Genomic DNA, 14,781 nt, shown 5'->3' with positions numbered 1-14,781 from the left:
TGTGCCGTGCCTGAGGGTTACTTGCCCTTGGCGGCTTCCTTGAGCTTGGAGCCCGCGGAGACCTTCACGCTGTAACCGGCCGGGATCTGGATCGGGTCGCCGGTCTGCGGGTTACGAGCGGTGCGAGCGGCACGGTGGGTGCGCTCGAAGGTCAGGAAGCCGGGGATGGTGACCTTCTCGTCGCCCTTGGCGACGATCTCGCCGACCGTCTCGGCGAGGGCGGCCAGCACGGCGTCGGCATCCTTGCGAGTCACCTCGGCGCGGTCGGCCAGGGCGGCCACCAGCTCACTGCGGTTCATGTTGTTACTCCCGTGTTCTTCTTGCGTGTGAGGCGTGAGATCGAAGCCGATGCTGCCAGGACCCTCTGACAGTCCCGTCGAGCGGGTCTGTTTTTCAGGTCTTCGCGCCCCAGTGGGGTATCCCCTGGACATAGTCCTTGAGAAAGCATCCTGCCCCCACCAGCGGCGGGAAAGCCAATCCGGGCCCTGAAACCCCCTTGGAGCAGCGGGCTCATGGTCCGTCACCCTAGAGGTGGGTTCACGGTGCCGCGAATCGCGACGCGCCGGGCGTCAGACGGACGTGGCGCCTGTCACAACGGCGCCGGCGGCCTTGGCGGCGGTACGTACGGCACCCGCCACAGCGCCCGCGACCTTGTCGTTGAAGACCGACGGAACGATGTAGTTCGGGTTGAGTTCGTCACCCGTGACGACGTCGGCGAGGGCCGTCGCGGCGGCCAGCATCATCTCCGTGTTGACGGTGCGTGACTGCGCGTCGAGAAGGCCGCGGAAGACGCCCGGGAAGACCAGGACGTTGTTGATCTGGTTGGGGAAGTCGGAGCGGCCGGTGGCCACAACTGCCGCTGTCTCGCGGGCGATTGCCGGGTCGACCTCGGGGTCGGGGTTGGCCAGCGCGAAGACGATCGCGCCGTCCGCCATGGCGGCGACGTCCTCGCCGTTCAGGACGTTCGGGGCGGACACGCCGATGAAGACGTCGGCGTCGACGACTGCTTCCTTGAGGGTGCCGGTGACGCCCTCCGGGTTGGTGTTGTCGGCGATCCAGCGCAGGGGCGATTCGGCCGCCGCGGAGACCAGGTCGGCGCGGTCGGCGTGCACCACCCCGTGAATGTCGGCGACGACGGTGTGCTTGACGCCGGCCGCGATAAGAAGTTTCAGAATCGCTGTACCGGCGGCACCCGCGCCCGACATGACGACCCGTACGTCACCGATCTCCTTGCCGACCACGCGCAGCGCGTTGGTCAGCGCGGCGAGCACCACGATGGCCGTGCCGTGCTGGTCGTCGTGGAAGACCGGGATGTCCAGGGCCTCGCGCAGCCGCGCCTCGATCTCGAAGCAGCGGGGGGCGGAGATGTCCTCGAGGTTGATTCCCGCGAAGCCGGGCGCGATCGCCTTGACGATCTCGACGATGGCGTCGGTGTCCTGGGTGTCCAGGCAGATCGGCCAGGCGTCGATCCCCGCGAAGCGCTTGAAGAGGGCCGCCTTGCCCTCCATGACGGGCAGCGCGGCCATCGGGCCGATGTTGCCGAGGCCCAGCACCGCGGAGCCGTCGGTGACGACCGCGACGGAGTTGCGCTTGATGGTGAGTCTGCGGGCGTCCTCGGGGTTCTCGGCGATCGCCATGCAGACCCGTGCCACACCTGGCGTGTAGACCATCGAGAGGTCGTCACGGTTGCGGATGGGGTGCTTGGACTGCATCTCGATCTTGCCGCCGAGGTGCATGAGGAACGTACGGTCGGAGACCTTGCCGAGTGTGACGCCCTCGATGCCCCGCAGTTCCTCGACGATCTCGTCCGCGTGGCTGGTGGAGCTGGCGGCGATCGTGACGTCGATCCGCAGCTTCTCGTGGCCGGACGCGGTGACGTCCAGACCGGTCACCGAGCCGCCGGAGGATTCCACGGCCGTGGTCAGCTGGGACACCGCGGTGCCGCTCGCGGGTACTTCCAGCCGGACCGTCATCGAGTACGAGACGCTTGGCGCCGTTGCCATGACCGTGTTCCTCTGCTTTCCCTGGCTTCACTTGCCGCACCGCCTCGCCCCTGGGGTCCGGCGGAACTTTCCGATCGTCGCACCTACCTGCTGGTAGGCGGTAACGGGGGGTGGGCCGGGAAATCAGGAGCGGGTCCGCGTCAGTGTGTGACGCGCCCCCGCTCCTGTGAAGACGTATTCCGGTGAATGTCCGTGAACACTAAGAAGAAAAAGATGACACCGACCCGCCATGCTCGCCTCGCGGCAAGTGGTCGCTCGAAGGGATCAAGGGCCGGTGCGACTACCCTTTTCAGGGGGTCAAGACCCGTTCCCGCCTTGGGTTTTCAACCCGGTCCAGCCCGGTGGAATCCGGTCCGACAGGGTGAGGATGTGGACTCTCAGTGGACTCTGCCCTCAGCGGGATACCCTCACTGACCAGCGCCGCCAGCACCTGGCCCGCCGTGTCGGCCGCCGCGTGCGTGTAAATCCAGGTTACCTCGCCACCCCGCTCGTGGCCCAGGATCTCCTGCACCACCACCTCCGGCACCCCGAGGGCATGCAGGCGCGAGGCGTAAGCGTGCCGGATCTTGTGGAACTGCGGCCAGCACTCGTTCCGCCCCGTCACCATGTCCTTAGTAATACGAGCGACCCCGGCGCGCTCAACCGCCTTCACCCACGTCGTGCGGAAGTTCGCCTGACGCATCACCGCCTTGCGCGGCCCCTTGAACACCAGCTCTGTCGCGCACAGCCCGTCCTGCACCTTCGAGCGGGTGGCCGCCGCGGGGGACTTCTCCAGGTGCGCCCGCAGCGTCCCGACCGCCAACGGCGTCAGCGGCACTGTGCGCAGGCCGGCGTCGGACTTCGGATACTCCTTGCGCCCGAGGTGCCCGCGGGCATCCTCCAGAACCTCGTGGACGTGCAGGCGTGCACCGTCCAGGTCGACGTGGCACCGGCGCAGTCCGACGAGTTCACCCCAGCGGAGCCCGGTCTCCTGCGCAACGATCGTCAGCGCGTGATGATGGGCCGGCAGGTGTTCGCGAATAAGGTCCAGTTGCGCGTAGGTGGGCGGCTTCCGGTCCTGCGGGTGCTTCTTCCGCACCTTCGGCAGTTTGATCGAATCGCACGGGTTGTTCAGGATCCGCTTGTCCAGGACCGCCGCCGTCAGCAGACGGTCCAGGATCTGGAAGGCGGCCGGGATGGACGACGCGGACAGCGGGCCGTGGATCTTCTTCACCCAGCGGTCCACGTCCAGCCAGGAGATGCTCGCCAGGGGCCAGGTGCCGAATACTGGCTCGACGTGCAGGCGCCACATCCGTTCGTCGCGGGTGAGTGTGTTGAGGGCGCCGCGCTGGTTGGGCCACCACATGCCGTGCCACCTGGTCAGGGTGATCTGAGACTTTGCCGGATCCAGATAGGTGCCGCGCGCCATGGCGGACTTGGCCTCGATGAGGAAGCTCTCCGCCCCCTTCTTCGTGGCGAAGTTCTGGTGGCACTGCTTCCCGCCCGGGTCCCGGTAGCGGGCCTGCCAGCTGCCGGTACAGTCCTTGCGGGTCGGCTTCTCGTCCGGACGGAACTTGGCTACGCACAGTGAACATCCGCAGGATTTCGCCCGGATCTGCCGGGGGTTGTTCAGAGCCTTACGCGCCACGATGAACCTCCGTCACGCCGTGGACGCGCTGCCGGGGGACGGTCCGCTCCTGGGGCATGTCCCATATCGTGAGCGGCTCGCCGCAGAAGCAGCGCGCTTCCATTGTGGACTCTGCCGGCTGATCGGCACCGAGTTCCTGGAGCATTCCCCGCGTGACGACCAGCATCTGAATGCGGCTCAGGTCGTCGGGCACGTGTATCGCAACCTCCTGTCTGCACCAGAAGGTCCGGCGATCTTGTGTCAGTTCGACGACTACGCACATGGCTTCCCCCTGTGACGCACAGCTGTACCAATTCAGTTGGCGCGCTGGGTGGAGGCAGCGGAGGACCGAGCGTAGCCGCGCGCACGGACAGAAGCACCATGCGTACCAAGAGCTACCCGTAACAGAACCGTAACGGTAGAAGGTTGTACAAGATGCCCATGATTTTCGCCGGATCAGGAGGTGGTGCGCTCCTCCGAGGCGAGCGTCTCAACGAGCTGATCAACAACCCGGCGCCGGCCTCCGGAGAGGTTGCGGTAGAGCGCCAGGGTTCGCGCTTCCGCTTCGGGTGACACCTCGCCGGGCACTTGCTGCCCGATTGATTCGAACAGTTGCGCGACGGTGACGCCCGGGAGATGCTGGGCGAGCGACCGGAGCTGCTCTTTGGAGTCTGCCGAATTCCGGGGCGACCTGCGTCCCGAGATCCACGCGTTCAGCGTAGCGAGGGGCACTCCGGAGGCGTCAGCCAGACCCTTCTGGGTCAGGCCGTGCTGATCGATCACGCGCTCCAGGAGCGCGGACAGGGACTCGCGCTCACGCCTGCTGTCATTCGCCACGTGTAGAAGCATGTGGCCAGCCTTCTACATAGGCAAGCGCATCGTAGAACTGTGACCGAAACCAGTTACGAACCGCTAACAGGCCATACACCCAGGGCCACAAAGACTCCCGGGCAATAACAGGCGTGACCGGGCTTGACCGGGTTCTACGTCTACGGTAGAACAGAGATACCGCACAGCGCCCCACAGCCCGAGCGGCCAGAACCTGAACGCATCAAGGGGAGCGCATGTACCGACGCAACGGTGGAAAGCCGATCCGCGACGCAATCAGGCGAGCCGGCCTCTCCATACCCCGACTCGCGGCACGCACCAAGGAGATCGACCCCGAAGGCCGCGGCCTCTCGCAGGCGCTCATCGGGTTCTACGCCTCCGAAGGTGCGAGCGGCCGGGAATCCGCCAGCACCCGCACTACCGAGCTCATGGCCGCCGGCCTCGACTCCCCCATCGAGGAACTGTTCGGCGATCACCCCGATCCCCCATCCATCCAGGTCTCGTGATCTACGTCTACGAGAGAACGGAGAATAACTGTGTCCCCCAGCACGGCCACTGTCCAGCTTCTGAACCAGAAGCAGCTCATCGGGGCCCTCGGCGTCGGTAAGTGGACCATCGACAACCGCATCGAGCGGTACCCGACGGGCCATCCGAACGCCTTCCCCGTCGAGTACATCGGCCGCTTCCGCCGGTTCGAGCTCGACGCGGTCCGCGCCTGGTTCGAGTGGGAGGCCGCCGGCTTCCCCGTCGACGCCGAGCGCAACGCCGCCTAGAGCGGCAAACGGCCCCAACCGCCGGTGTCGAGACCGGCAGCCGGGGCCTACGACCCACCACCACAACCCTGAAGAACAGGAGTGGACCGTGTCCACATCATCCCAGAACCCCAGCCCCGAGAGCGCCCGCGAGCGGCTGATCGGCTACGCGCTGGTCGCGCTGCCCAACGAGCCCGCCTTCGCGAAGTGCGACGAACTGGCCGACGCCTTCCGCGCCGAGGTGCTGAACGAGGCCGCCGACGCTATCGACGCTGGCAAGCAGCCGTTCCCGGAGGTCGTCCGAAACGGCGCTTCGTGGGCGGCGCGAACGGTCCGCCGCATGGCCAACCCGGACGTGACCGCCGCCGAGATGCAGCGCGCCAACGGCAACCCGATCGGCGGTGCGTGATGGGTTTCCTCTCCAGTGACTCGCTTGCCCTGCACAACACGGACGCCCTGCCGCTTCTTCAGGGCGACGAGCGTCGCTGCATTCGCGCCCACGTCGCGGGCGACGTCCCGGTCGACGAGACGTGCGCCACCTACGTAGACCGCTTCCAGGACGAGATCGACCGCCGCGCCGACGGCTTGAACATCCCGCAGGCCCTCGCGGACCGCATGCAGGCCAACTACGGCCGCACCGGACCGAAGGGCGGCACCCGATGACGACCCCGACCCCGACGAACCCCATCGAGCGCCTGGACGTGCCGCTGGACACCGTCCTCGCCGAGCTGGCCCGCATCCGCGAATCCCTGCCGCTGGACGACCCCGACCGGCACGCACTCGACCTCGACGCCGACACCCGCTTCGCCCAACTCGCCGCCAACTGGAGCACGACATGAGTGACATCGCCAAGCGCTTCGCCAGTCACAAGATGACCGTGCTGCACGAGGACGGGCTGTACCGGCACCTGCGGTTCGAAGGAACGGCGGACTCACCGTTCAGCCGCTACCCGTTCGAGCTCATCACATGGCCGTACAACCTCGTCGTGAAGTCGGGGTGGACGTTCCACTTCGACATCGACGCCACCCCGGACATGCTCGACCTGTTCCGGAAGACCGCGTTCAGCGGGGAGATCAACCCCGGCTACTGGCAGGAAAAGGTCCGTGCCGGGCGCGACGAGATCGAGGACTTCGACATCGGCCTCTTCGAGCGGCAGGTGAAGGAGCACGTCGTCCAGGCGATCCGCGAAGGGAGTGCCCCGCGCGGCTTGGGGCGCGAGGTCACCAAAGAGATCTTCGAGTGGGGCAACATCGACCACGAGGCCGGCGCCCGGTCAGCGCTCGACTCCTTCAAGTACAAGGGTTGGACGTTCGGCGAGACCTGGGAGTGGGACTTCGACGCCTTCACCCCCGGCTTCCTGCACTCCTGCCACGCGATCCGCCACGGCGTCGACCTGTACGACGCGGCCCGCAAGGCGGTGGCAGCGTGACCGCCTCCTCGCTTCTCACCGACGCCATATCCCACGCCCACGCTGCGGCCACTGCCGCTGAGCGTGTGGACCTCGACGACCGGCTGGCCGTCATCCGCTCCCACGCCGCGCTCAGGGCCGAACTCCGCCGGGTCCTGTGGACCCTCGACCACGACGGACTCACCGAGGACGACGAGCTGGACGTAGCGGCGCAGGTCGACCGTGAGGACGGTGTCCAGCGGCCCGTCATCGTCCGCTACCAGCGACCGGCGGTGGCGGCATGACGCTCCTGAGCACCGAGACGGCCGTCATGTCCGAGCTGCTGTGCGACCTGCCCAGCACGCCGGCATCCGTCGCCTCACCGATCGCCACCGCCATGGTCCGCGCCGTCATGCGGCCCGAGCCCGTCGAGACGGACTACGAGAAGTCGGAGCGCAAGGGCTTCACCGAGACGCTCGACCAGTGGTGCGAGCGGGTCCTCGGGAGGCCGTCGTGACCCGCCTCCTCACCCTTCGCGGCGTGCTGCTGACCGCCGCCGCATCCACCGCGCTCCTCCTCCTGGGGCGCCACCTCAACCACGGAGGAACCCGATGAGCGGGCCCGAGCACTACGTGCGGGCAGAGCGGCTGGTGGAGGACCTCCGCCGCGCGAAGGCCAGCATCAGCCAAGCGGTATCGCCCGAGACGGCAATGATCGCGCTCGCCGAGGCGCAGGTGCACGCCACCCTCGCACTGGCCGCCGCGACGGCCCTGCCCGAGCCCTCGCGTGCCGCTACCCGCGCCACCGTCCCGGAGTGGGACGCCTGGCACACCGCCGCCGGGGTGCAGCCCGAGTCCTACGACGTGAAGGGCAGCGCCTCGTGATCCCCGCCCTGCTGATCGCCGCCGGACTGGCCGTCATGGGCGCCGGGATCCGGCTGGCCATCGCCATCGAACGACACGCCTCCAAGGAGGACTCGTGAGCATCGTCCAGGACCTCTGCACCCGCGCCCGCCACCGTGGCCACACCCCGTTCCAGCTCATCCAGAAGATCGGGCGGCTGGAACGGGAGAACGACGGAATGGCCTGCCAGATGGTGGGGCTGACTACCGAGAACGGCGAACTCCGCGCCGAACGCAACCAACTGGGCCAGCAGCTCGACACCGCCCGGATCGAACTCTCCGGGGCCCGCGAAGACCTCGCCGCACAGACCGCCGAACTCATCGCCCTACGCGCCTTCAAAGCCAACGTGCTCGCCGTATCCGTCCCGGCCGTCGGCACCCGCCAGGTCGAGCCCGACGACCGGCCCACCGAACCCGCCGGGATCAACGTCCGGCCACTGTGGGACGCACTGCGCGACCACGCCGCCTGACACCGCCGTCGCGCCGTGCCCAACCCGGCGCGACGGCGGGCCACACACAGACGCCCGCCGAAGGCAAGTCGGCGGGCATCCACCACCAGCATCCCAGGAGAGCGCTGTGAAGACCTACACCCAGCCCGCCCTGTTCCCCATCACCGACCTGGTCGTCACCGGCCGGCCCAAGCCGTGGCCGGCCGACGAGCTTGACGCCACCAGCCCCGCGGTGGTCGGAACCGACGAGCCGCCGACCGCCGAACTCCCGCAGGCCGACGCCCTGTTCGACGTCACCACCCTGGACGCCGCCTGATGCGCGTCACACTGCCGCAGCAGGAACTCGCCGAGGCTGCGAAGTGGGCGGCCCGGCAGCTCCCCACCAAGCCACTCAACCCGGTGTTCGTCGGGCTCCTCCTCGCCGCCGCCGGCGACCAGGTCACCCTGTCCGCGTTCGACGGAGAAACCAGCATCCACGCCACCCTCGACGCAGATGTCGCCGAGGCGGGCTCCGTAGTCCTGTCCGCCCGGCTGTTCGCCGACATCACCGGGAGCCTCGGCAAAACCGATGTCACCATCGCCGCCGACGACACCGACGCTCAGGTCGAAACCCGCAGTGCCCGCTTCGACCTGGCAGCCCTGCCGCTCGCCGACTACCCGACCCTTCCGGTCGCACCCGCCACCACCGGATCTGTCGACGGCGCCGAGCTGGCCACTGCGGTCGCCAAGGTGAAAGCGGCCGTGGCCAGGACCGGTGAAGGTTCCTTCGCCGGCATGACCGGCATCCGCCTCAAGGTTGTCGGGGACCGCCTGGAGCTGACGGCCACCGACCGGTACCGGATCGCCCGCCACACCATCCCGTGGCAGGCCGCCGATGGTGGCAGTGACGCCATGGCGGTCGTTCCCGGGCACGTCATGGTCGCCAACGCCAAAGCGTTCGCCGGGCGCACCGTGCACCTGGCACTCCCCGCTGGCGGCGCGGGAACGGTCGGCTTCGACACCGGCCGGCGCAGGGTCACGACGATGCTCATCGAACCGGGCCTCTTCCCTCACAAGCTCGACGGGCTCAACCGCACATCGCAGGCCACCGCCCTGTTCGACACCGAAGACCTCACCCACGCCATCAAGCAAGTCACCACAGTCAACGACGGCGACAAGCCCATCTGGATCGCCTTCGACGGCCGGCAGGGGTCGGTTCGGGCGCGGGACACCGGCAGCGCCCAGGTCCGCTTCGACGCCGACTTTGAAGGCGACCTGGACGACATCGACGCCGCCTTCAACTCGCAGTGGCTCCTCGACGGGCTCGATGGGCTCACCGGTCGCATCGCCTTCGAAGTCAACACCCCGCAGACGCCGGCCGTGCTCCACGACCCAGACGACGACACCTACAGCTACCTCGTCATCCCGATCCGCGACCCGCACAAAGCCGCAGCCCCCTGACCACCCTCCCGCGGCGTGACCCCCTGCGCGCCGCACCCGCCGCCCGGACCCCCACCGGGCGGCGGGCCCCAACGAAAGGCACAACACGTGAAGACCGATCAGGCGAGCCTCGCGCCGCCACTCCACTACCCGACCGGGGCCACCGTCATCCTCGAGCCCGGTGCACCCGAAGCCGACTGGCACGAAGCCCGGCGCAACGGCATCGGCGGCAGCGACATGGCCGCCATCTGCGGACTCAACCCCTGGACGAGCCCGCTCGAGATCTGGATGCGCAAGACCGGCCAGCCCGTACCGCGGCGCGACGACGCGGCCCTGTCCGAGGCCGCCCTCATGGGACACCTCCTCGAGCCCGTCGTAGCCACCCGCTTCATCTCGATCACCGGCCTGTACGCGGCCGTTGGGCCCGGCACCCTGCGCCGGCCCGACAAGCCGTGGATCGCGAACCTCGACCGCGTCACCCACGAAGACGGGCAGCCCGGCGTCGTCGAAATCAAGACCCGCTCAAGCTACGCCCTCGCCGAATGGACCGAGGAAGTCCCGGTCGACGTACAGATCCAGGTCCAGTGGTATCTCGCCGTCACAGGCTGGCAGTTCGCCCACGTCGCCTGCCTCATCGGCGGCCAGCGCACCCTCGTCCACCGCCTCGAACGCGACAACCAGATGATCGCCGACCTGGGGACGATCGCCGACGACTTCTGGGAGCAGGTCGAGACCGGTCAACAGCCGCCCATCGACGGCACCCATGCCACCGGCCAACTCCTCGACCGGCTCCACGCCACCCCGACGGAGAACGTCGTCGTCGCCGACGCGGCCGAAGTCGAGAGCTGGCTCAAGCACCGCGCCCACGCCAAAGAAGCCCTGGCCGGTGCCGAGATGGCCATCACCGAGGCCAACAACCACCTCAAGGCCATCGCCGGCCAGGCCACCGACGTCCACATCCGCGGCGAACTCGCCTACTCGTGGCGGCCCCGCAAGGGCCAGATCTCATGGAAAACCGCCGCCCTCGAAGCCGACCCCGACATCGACCCCGAGCCCTACCGGGGCCCGGATACCCGCGTCCTCAACATCCACCTGGAGAACCTGTGACCACAGCCAGCAACGCCGTCGCCCGCCGAGCCGAAAGCGTCGGCACCGTCCAGCAGAACGGCGAACAGCCGCGCCCCGACCTTAGGGCCTTCGTAAACAACATGAGCGGCGAACTCGCTCGAGCCGTCCCCACGGGACTCAAGCCCGAGCGCATTGCCCGCATCGCGCTCACTTCCCTGAACACCGTCAAGTACCTGGCTGACTGCACGCAGGAGTCCTTCGCCGGCGCCCTCATGACGTGCGCCCAGCTGGGACTCGAGCCCGGCGGGCCCGCTGGCGAGGCGTACCTGCTGCCGTTCTACAACAGCAAACTCGGCTCCTACGAGGTGCAGCTCGTCGTCGGCTACCAGGGGATGGTCAAGCTCTTCTGGCAGTCGCCGATCGCCAAGGGCCTCGACGCTCGAGTCGTCAAAGAGGGCGACCTCTTCGACTACGAGTACGGCCTCGAGCCGTTCCTCAAGCACAAGCCCGCCAAGGGAAACCGCGGCCGGGCCATCGCCTACTACGCCATCGCGCGCACCACCACCGGCGGCGCCGTGTTCCTGGTCCTCGACCGCGACGACATCGAGGACATCCGCAAACGGGCCAAGGCCAAGGACAACGGGCCGTGGAAGACGGACTACGACGCCATGGCGAAGAAGACATGCATCCGGCAGCTGTTCAAGACGCTGCCGAAGTCGACCGAGCTGGCGCAGGCCATAGCCCACGACGAGACGGTCCGAACAGACGCCTCGCTGACGGCCATCGACGCGCCTGGCCCCTACGTGGCCGGCGAAGTCACCGCCAGTCGGCCGGCTGAAATCACGGCCGGTTCCCCGGGCGGCGACGCGGACGACCCGCGGGCCGGAACCGCCACCGCCTGACCCTCCACGCACCGGAGGCCGCCCCCGCGGGAATCGGGGGCGGCCCCTCCACCCAGGAAAGCAGACCGAAAGGACGCGCCGTGACGCACACCGCCACGCCGGCCGAGAAGCTCCGGATCAGCGCCGAACTCGAAGCGTTCATCGCCTCCGTCTCCGAGTGGGACAGGTCGCTCATCGAGCAGGCCATACAGATCTTCGGGGAAAACGGCCGCCCCTTCTCCATGAACACGTTCCGCGACCTGCTGCCCGAGATGGCACACGGCACCGCGGGCCTCGTGTTCCTGTCCCTGATCAACCGGAAGCCCGCGCCGATCGTCGAAATCCGCAAGGTCCGTTCCACGTCCGGCCCGACCCACAACAAGGAGATCGGGGAGTACGTCCTCGCCCCGTTCGCCAGCCCCGCACGGAGGGCGGCATGAGCGCCCCGCATCTCGCCCTGATCCTCGGCCTCGGCTCCCGCGCCTGGACCGACCGCACCACCATCGACAACGCCCTCACCGAGGTCTGGCACGACGCCCTTCAGGACGGCTATGACGGCATCAGCGTCATGGAAGGCACCGCCCCCGGCGCCGACTCCATGTGCGGCAACTGGGCGAAAGCCCGACTCGGTGACGGCATCGCCCACACCCCCGTCGAAGCCGACTGGGAAGGCCCCTGCGTCAACACCTGCCGACCCGGCCACCGGCGGACCCGCCGCGACGACACCGAGTTCTGCCCGTTCGCCGGGCACCGCCGCAACCAGGAAATGATCGACCGGAAGCCGCTGATGGCCCTGGCTTTCCAGGTCGGCAACTCCACCGGCACCGCCGACTGCCTGCGCCGCCTCAACAAGGCCGGGATCCCCGTCAGGCGGTGGACGGCATGACTCCCGCCACCTTCCTCGCCGCGGCCGGCCTGTGGTTCGCCGTCGTGCTCGCCGCGTTCGTCGCCACCATCCCGTTCCTCATCTGCCTCGCCCTCGCCTGGGCCGTCGTCACCGGCGCCCGGCGCATCAACCGCCCCCGGAAGGAGCGGACGTGAGTCTCCGGCCCCTCGCCACCCGACCCAGCCTCGGACGGCAGCCCCTCCCCATCCCCACCGACCGCACCTACAGCCGCGGCGTCGACTGGATCGCCCTCGAACGCGCCATCGCCGGCGACTGGCCCCGGCCGCAACTCACCCGGCACGAGCAGCTGACCGCGACCCTGCTGCTGATCCGCGCCGGCTGGACCGAGAAAGCCACCGCCGAAGCCGTCGGCGTGCAGCTCCGCCAGGTCTCCCGCTGGAAGTTCGAGCACGGCATCGGCGGCGCCAGCACGTGCACCCGCGACGACTGCGGCACCCAAGTCAAGGCCCGCGGTCTCTGCTCCCCGCACTACCGACAGGACCAGCGGCGGCGCAAGGCGGCCCAGCTCAACTTCCCCAACCAGAAAAAGACAGCTCAGCGCGGCTATAAGGAGGCGGCCTGATGTCCCGCGCCGCGATCGCCGAACTCCTCCAGGCCGGGCTCACCACCAAGGCCATAGCCCGCCAGATCCACGTCCACACAAGGACGATCACCGCCGTCCGCAGAGAACTCGACCTGCCCCCGACCCGTCCGGGACCTAAACCCAGCGACCCGGAAGCGATCTTCTGGCGCCGCACCCAGCCCACCGAAGACGGACACCTCCTGTGGACCGTTGCCGGCCGACAGCTGCGCGGCGGTGACAACAAGGTCTCCGTGTACCGGGTTGCCTTCCGCATCGGTAACCAGCGGGACCCGGTCGGCAATGTCATGACCGGGTGTGGGCGGGACCGGTGCGTTCACCCCGCACACGTCGAAGACCAGCCCATGCGCCAGCAGTACAAGGCGATCTTCGGAGAGACGTCATGACCGCCGCCCACCTCACCGCCCAAGCCGCGCGACGCAACACCTGAGCGCACGACAAAGGCCCCGCGCGGCGGGGCAGGAGGGAGAAGGGGATGTCAGTCGGACTTGGGCTTGGACCGCTTGATCACGATGCGCTTTCTGGCGGGCAGCCCCTGCTTCTTTCGCCAGGCGTTGACGCGGGCGTAGGCGTGACGTCGCAGGTCATCGCCGCGCGAGGTGCCTTCCTCGTCGCACAACTGCCCGTACTCGTCCCAGACCGCTTCATCGATCCGGACCATGCGGCCGGGCGTCCCCTTCGTCGTCATGCCGACAGCGTAGCTGACGGTCTCCTGCCTACACACCCCATGGCCCGGATTTGGCTCGCAAGTGTACTGACGGTGCCTACACACCTTGGGGTACTCTCGAAGCACGCCGAGAGGCTCGCCATCGAGAACGCTGGCGCCCCCAAGGGCCTGGTTCCGTGCGCCCACTCGGCACCCATGACCACCTCCAACCAGGGGGACACCTTGATCGTCCACGGCTTTGCGGGCATCGGCTGGTCCGAAGCCCTCCGCAACCTCGGCATGGCAGACGTCGGGCTAGAGCTCGATGCCGCCGCCTGCCGCACCCGCACCACGGCCGGGCACGCCACCATCCAGTGCGACGTCACCCAGTACCCGACATGGGTCTTCAAAGGGCGGACCGAGTGGAAGATCGACAGCCCGGTGTGCCCACCGTTCGGGAAGTCCGGCAAGAAGCTCGGGCTCATCGACCTGCCGCTCGTGCACCAAGCCGTCGAAGACCTGTCCCGCGGCAAGGACACCCGCGCCGGGATCGGCAACGCCTGCCTCGACCCGCGGTCAACCCTCACCGCCGAACCCATGCGCTGGCACTACGACCTGATGCCGGAACGGATCTGCATGGAGCAGGTCCCGTCCGTCCTGCCGGTCTGGGAGCAGTACGCCGGCATCCTCACCCGCTGGGGCTACAGCGTCGCGACAGGCGTTCTCGACGCGGCTCACCGCGGACTCGGCCAGCACCGGAAGCGGGCCGTGCTCATCGCCTCGCGCATCAACGAAGTCGCCCTTCCCGCGCCGACGCACGGCGGGACCGGCCAGCCGCCGCTCACGCCGATGACGTCGGTCATCGGCTGGGGGTACACACAGCGGCCGGCGCCCACCGTCACCGGGGGCGGTACCGCGACTGGCGGTGCGGAGCCGTTCGGCAACGGCACCCGGCAGGCCATGCGGAAAGTCATAGGCACCCCACTGTGGGCCGACCGCGGCGTCCCGCACCTGCGGCCCACTGTGGCCGAGTGCGCCGCCCTCCAGGGCTTCCGCCCCGGCCTCACCTTCCACGGCCGCGCAGGGCAGCAGTACTTGCAGGTCGGCAACGCCGTAGCAGTGCCGTTCGCCGACGCCGGCAGCCGCGCGGATGACGGCGTCGGCGAACGGCACCTGGCGGTGGCCGCGTGACCGCCGAACCAGCCCCGCAGCCAAGGGAAATGGTCGCCACCCCGGACTGGCCGCCCGTCGCGATCCCCGGACGGCCCGGCTGGTGGCGCCACCACGTCGACGGCCAGCAAGTCGACCTCCCGCACAACCAAAACCCCCGCGCCCCCACCTGACCGGGCCGCAC

Annotated in this window: 26 protein-coding genes; 21 read left to right on the top strand and 5 right to left on the bottom strand. The window is 68.6% G+C overall.

Annotation, left to right across the window (positions count from 1 at the left end; translation table 11 throughout):
- Nucleotides 1-17: 17 nt before the first annotated feature.
- From IEY79_RS09285 to IEY79_RS09275, 3 genes are all read right to left on the bottom strand, one after another.
- Entirely contained in the window at nt 18-299 is a 282-nt protein-coding gene (locus IEY79_RS09285) for an HU family DNA-binding protein (RefSeq protein WP_003954777.1), read from the bottom strand.
- Between the two features lie 270 nt (nt 300-569).
- Complete coding sequence (locus tag IEY79_RS09280) at nt 570-2,003, bottom strand: NAD-dependent malic enzyme (protein WP_189106893.1); 1,434 nt, start codon at nt 2,001-2,003, stop codon at nt 570-572.
- Nucleotides 2,004-2,292: 289 nt separating this feature from the next.
- Nucleotides 2,293-3,630: a tyrosine-type recombinase/integrase gene (locus tag IEY79_RS09275; RefSeq protein WP_189106892.1), complete on the bottom strand. Its 1,338-nt coding sequence runs from the start codon at nt 3,628-3,630 to the stop codon at nt 2,293-2,295.
- Nucleotides 3,631-3,649: 19 nt separating this feature from the next.
- Here IEY79_RS09275 and IEY79_RS09270 point away from each other — a divergent pair, with 19 nt between their 5' ends.
- Nucleotides 3,650-3,907 carry a hypothetical protein gene (locus IEY79_RS09270; protein WP_189106891.1) on the top strand — a complete coding sequence of 86 codons (258 nt, stop codon included), beginning with the start codon at nt 3,650-3,652 and terminating at the stop codon, nt 3,905-3,907.
- 158 nt (nt 3,908-4,065) lie between these two features.
- Here the strand turns inward: IEY79_RS09270 and IEY79_RS09265 are convergent, their stop codons facing one another.
- The gene (locus IEY79_RS09265; protein ID WP_189106890.1) at nt 4,066-4,446 is read right to left on the bottom strand and encodes a helix-turn-helix domain-containing protein; all 381 of its coding nucleotides are present in this window, start codon (nt 4,444-4,446) and stop codon (nt 4,066-4,068) included.
- A 227-nt stretch (nt 4,447-4,673) separates the two neighbouring features.
- Here IEY79_RS09265 and IEY79_RS09260 point away from each other — a divergent pair, with 227 nt between their 5' ends.
- The 18 genes from IEY79_RS09260 to IEY79_RS09175 all read left to right on the top strand — a co-directional run bounded on the left by IEY79_RS09260 (nt 4,674) and on the right by IEY79_RS09175 (nt 13,167).
- Nucleotides 4,674-4,943, top strand: coding sequence for an XRE family transcriptional regulator (locus IEY79_RS09260; protein WP_189106889.1), 270 nt, complete (start codon nt 4,674-4,676; stop codon nt 4,941-4,943).
- A gap of 30 nt (nt 4,944-4,973) precedes the next feature.
- The gene (locus tag IEY79_RS09255; RefSeq protein ID WP_189106888.1) at nt 4,974-5,210 is read left to right on the top strand and encodes a hypothetical protein; all 237 of its coding nucleotides are present in this window, start codon (nt 4,974-4,976) and stop codon (nt 5,208-5,210) included.
- A gap of 88 nt (nt 5,211-5,298) precedes the next feature.
- Nucleotides 5,299-5,598, top strand: coding sequence for a hypothetical protein (locus tag IEY79_RS09250; RefSeq protein ID WP_189106887.1), 300 nt, complete (start codon nt 5,299-5,301; stop codon nt 5,596-5,598).
- Entirely contained in the window at nt 5,598-5,852 is a 255-nt protein-coding gene (locus tag IEY79_RS09245) for a hypothetical protein (RefSeq protein ID WP_189106886.1), read from the top strand. Before IEY79_RS09250 ends, IEY79_RS09245 begins: the two co-directional genes overlap by 1 nt.
- Nucleotides 5,849-6,028 (top strand): hypothetical protein, encoded by a 180-nt coding sequence (locus IEY79_RS09240; RefSeq protein ID WP_189106885.1) that lies wholly within the window; start codon nt 5,849-5,851, stop codon nt 6,026-6,028. The genes IEY79_RS09245 and IEY79_RS09240 overlap by 4 nt, the downstream gene beginning before the upstream one ends.
- A complete protein-coding gene (locus IEY79_RS09235) occupies nt 6,025-6,618 on the top strand; it encodes a hypothetical protein (protein ID WP_189106884.1) in 594 nt (197 codons plus the stop codon). Before IEY79_RS09240 ends, IEY79_RS09235 begins: the two co-directional genes overlap by 4 nt.
- The gene (locus tag IEY79_RS09230) at nt 6,615-6,881 is read left to right on the top strand and encodes a hypothetical protein (protein ID WP_189106883.1); all 267 of its coding nucleotides are present in this window, start codon (nt 6,615-6,617) and stop codon (nt 6,879-6,881) included. The genes IEY79_RS09235 and IEY79_RS09230 overlap by 4 nt, the downstream gene beginning before the upstream one ends.
- Entirely contained in the window at nt 6,878-7,093 is a 216-nt protein-coding gene (locus IEY79_RS09225) for a hypothetical protein (RefSeq protein WP_189106882.1), read from the top strand. Before IEY79_RS09230 ends, IEY79_RS09225 begins: the two co-directional genes overlap by 4 nt.
- A 94-nt stretch (nt 7,094-7,187) precedes the next feature.
- The gene (locus tag IEY79_RS09220) at nt 7,188-7,460 is read left to right on the top strand and encodes a hypothetical protein (RefSeq protein ID WP_189106881.1); all 273 of its coding nucleotides are present in this window, start codon (nt 7,188-7,190) and stop codon (nt 7,458-7,460) included.
- A gap of 94 nt (nt 7,461-7,554) precedes the next feature.
- Nucleotides 7,555-7,947, top strand: coding sequence for a hypothetical protein (locus IEY79_RS09215; protein WP_189106880.1), 393 nt, complete (start codon nt 7,555-7,557; stop codon nt 7,945-7,947).
- Between the two features lie 106 nt (nt 7,948-8,053).
- Nucleotides 8,054-8,242, top strand: a complete 189-nt coding sequence (locus IEY79_RS09210; RefSeq protein WP_189106879.1) for a hypothetical protein — start codon at nt 8,054-8,056, stop codon at nt 8,240-8,242.
- Entirely contained in the window at nt 8,242-9,366 is a 1,125-nt protein-coding gene (gene dnaN / locus IEY79_RS09205; RefSeq protein ID WP_189106878.1) for a DNA polymerase III subunit beta, read from the top strand. The genes IEY79_RS09210 and dnaN overlap by 1 nt, the downstream gene beginning before the upstream one ends.
- Nucleotides 9,367-9,453: 87 nt before the next feature.
- Nucleotides 9,454-10,452: a YqaJ viral recombinase family nuclease gene (locus IEY79_RS09200; protein ID WP_189106877.1), complete on the top strand. Its 999-nt coding sequence runs from the start codon at nt 9,454-9,456 to the stop codon at nt 10,450-10,452.
- Entirely contained in the window at nt 10,353-11,315 is a 963-nt protein-coding gene (locus IEY79_RS09195; protein ID WP_506359353.1) for a recombinase RecT, read from the top strand. Before IEY79_RS09200 ends, IEY79_RS09195 begins: the two co-directional genes overlap by 100 nt.
- Nucleotides 11,206-12,180: an EspF repeat-containing protein gene (locus tag IEY79_RS38625; RefSeq protein WP_189107148.1), complete on the top strand. Its 975-nt coding sequence runs from the start codon at nt 11,206-11,208 to the stop codon at nt 12,178-12,180. The genes IEY79_RS09195 and IEY79_RS38625 overlap by 110 nt, the downstream gene beginning before the upstream one ends.
- Entirely contained in the window at nt 12,177-12,335 is a 159-nt protein-coding gene (locus tag IEY79_RS09185; protein WP_189106875.1) for a hypothetical protein, read from the top strand. The genes IEY79_RS38625 and IEY79_RS09185 overlap by 4 nt, the downstream gene beginning before the upstream one ends.
- A complete protein-coding gene (locus tag IEY79_RS09180) occupies nt 12,332-12,763 on the top strand; it encodes a hypothetical protein (protein WP_189106874.1) in 432 nt (143 codons plus the stop codon). Before IEY79_RS09185 ends, IEY79_RS09180 begins: the two co-directional genes overlap by 4 nt.
- A complete protein-coding gene (locus tag IEY79_RS09175) occupies nt 12,763-13,167 on the top strand; it encodes a helix-turn-helix domain-containing protein (protein ID WP_189106873.1) in 405 nt (134 codons plus the stop codon). The genes IEY79_RS09180 and IEY79_RS09175 overlap by 1 nt, the downstream gene beginning before the upstream one ends.
- Before the next feature lie 92 nt (nt 13,168-13,259).
- Here IEY79_RS09175 and IEY79_RS09170 read toward each other — a convergent pair whose 3' ends face one another.
- Nucleotides 13,260-13,469: a ribosomal biogenesis LAS1 family protein gene (locus IEY79_RS09170; protein ID WP_189106872.1), complete on the bottom strand. Its 210-nt coding sequence runs from the start codon at nt 13,467-13,469 to the stop codon at nt 13,260-13,262.
- Between the two features lie 174 nt (nt 13,470-13,643).
- Between IEY79_RS09170 and IEY79_RS09165 the strand changes: the two genes are divergently transcribed.
- Complete coding sequence (locus IEY79_RS09165; RefSeq protein ID WP_189106871.1) at nt 13,644-14,618, top strand: DNA cytosine methyltransferase; 975 nt, start codon at nt 13,644-13,646, stop codon at nt 14,616-14,618.
- Nucleotides 14,615-14,770 (top strand): hypothetical protein, encoded by a 156-nt coding sequence (locus IEY79_RS09160; protein ID WP_189106870.1) that lies wholly within the window; start codon nt 14,615-14,617, stop codon nt 14,768-14,770. Before IEY79_RS09165 ends, IEY79_RS09160 begins: the two co-directional genes overlap by 4 nt.
- Nucleotides 14,771-14,781: the final 11 nt, after the last annotated feature.

It is taken from the genome of Streptomyces camponoticapitis (assembly GCF_014646115.1).
Classification (GTDB): domain Bacteria; phylum Actinomycetota; class Actinomycetes; order Streptomycetales; family Streptomycetaceae; genus Streptomyces; species Streptomyces camponoticapitis.
The sequence above is the reverse complement of the archived record's forward strand: the minus strand, read 5'-3'. Positions and strand labels throughout refer to the sequence as shown.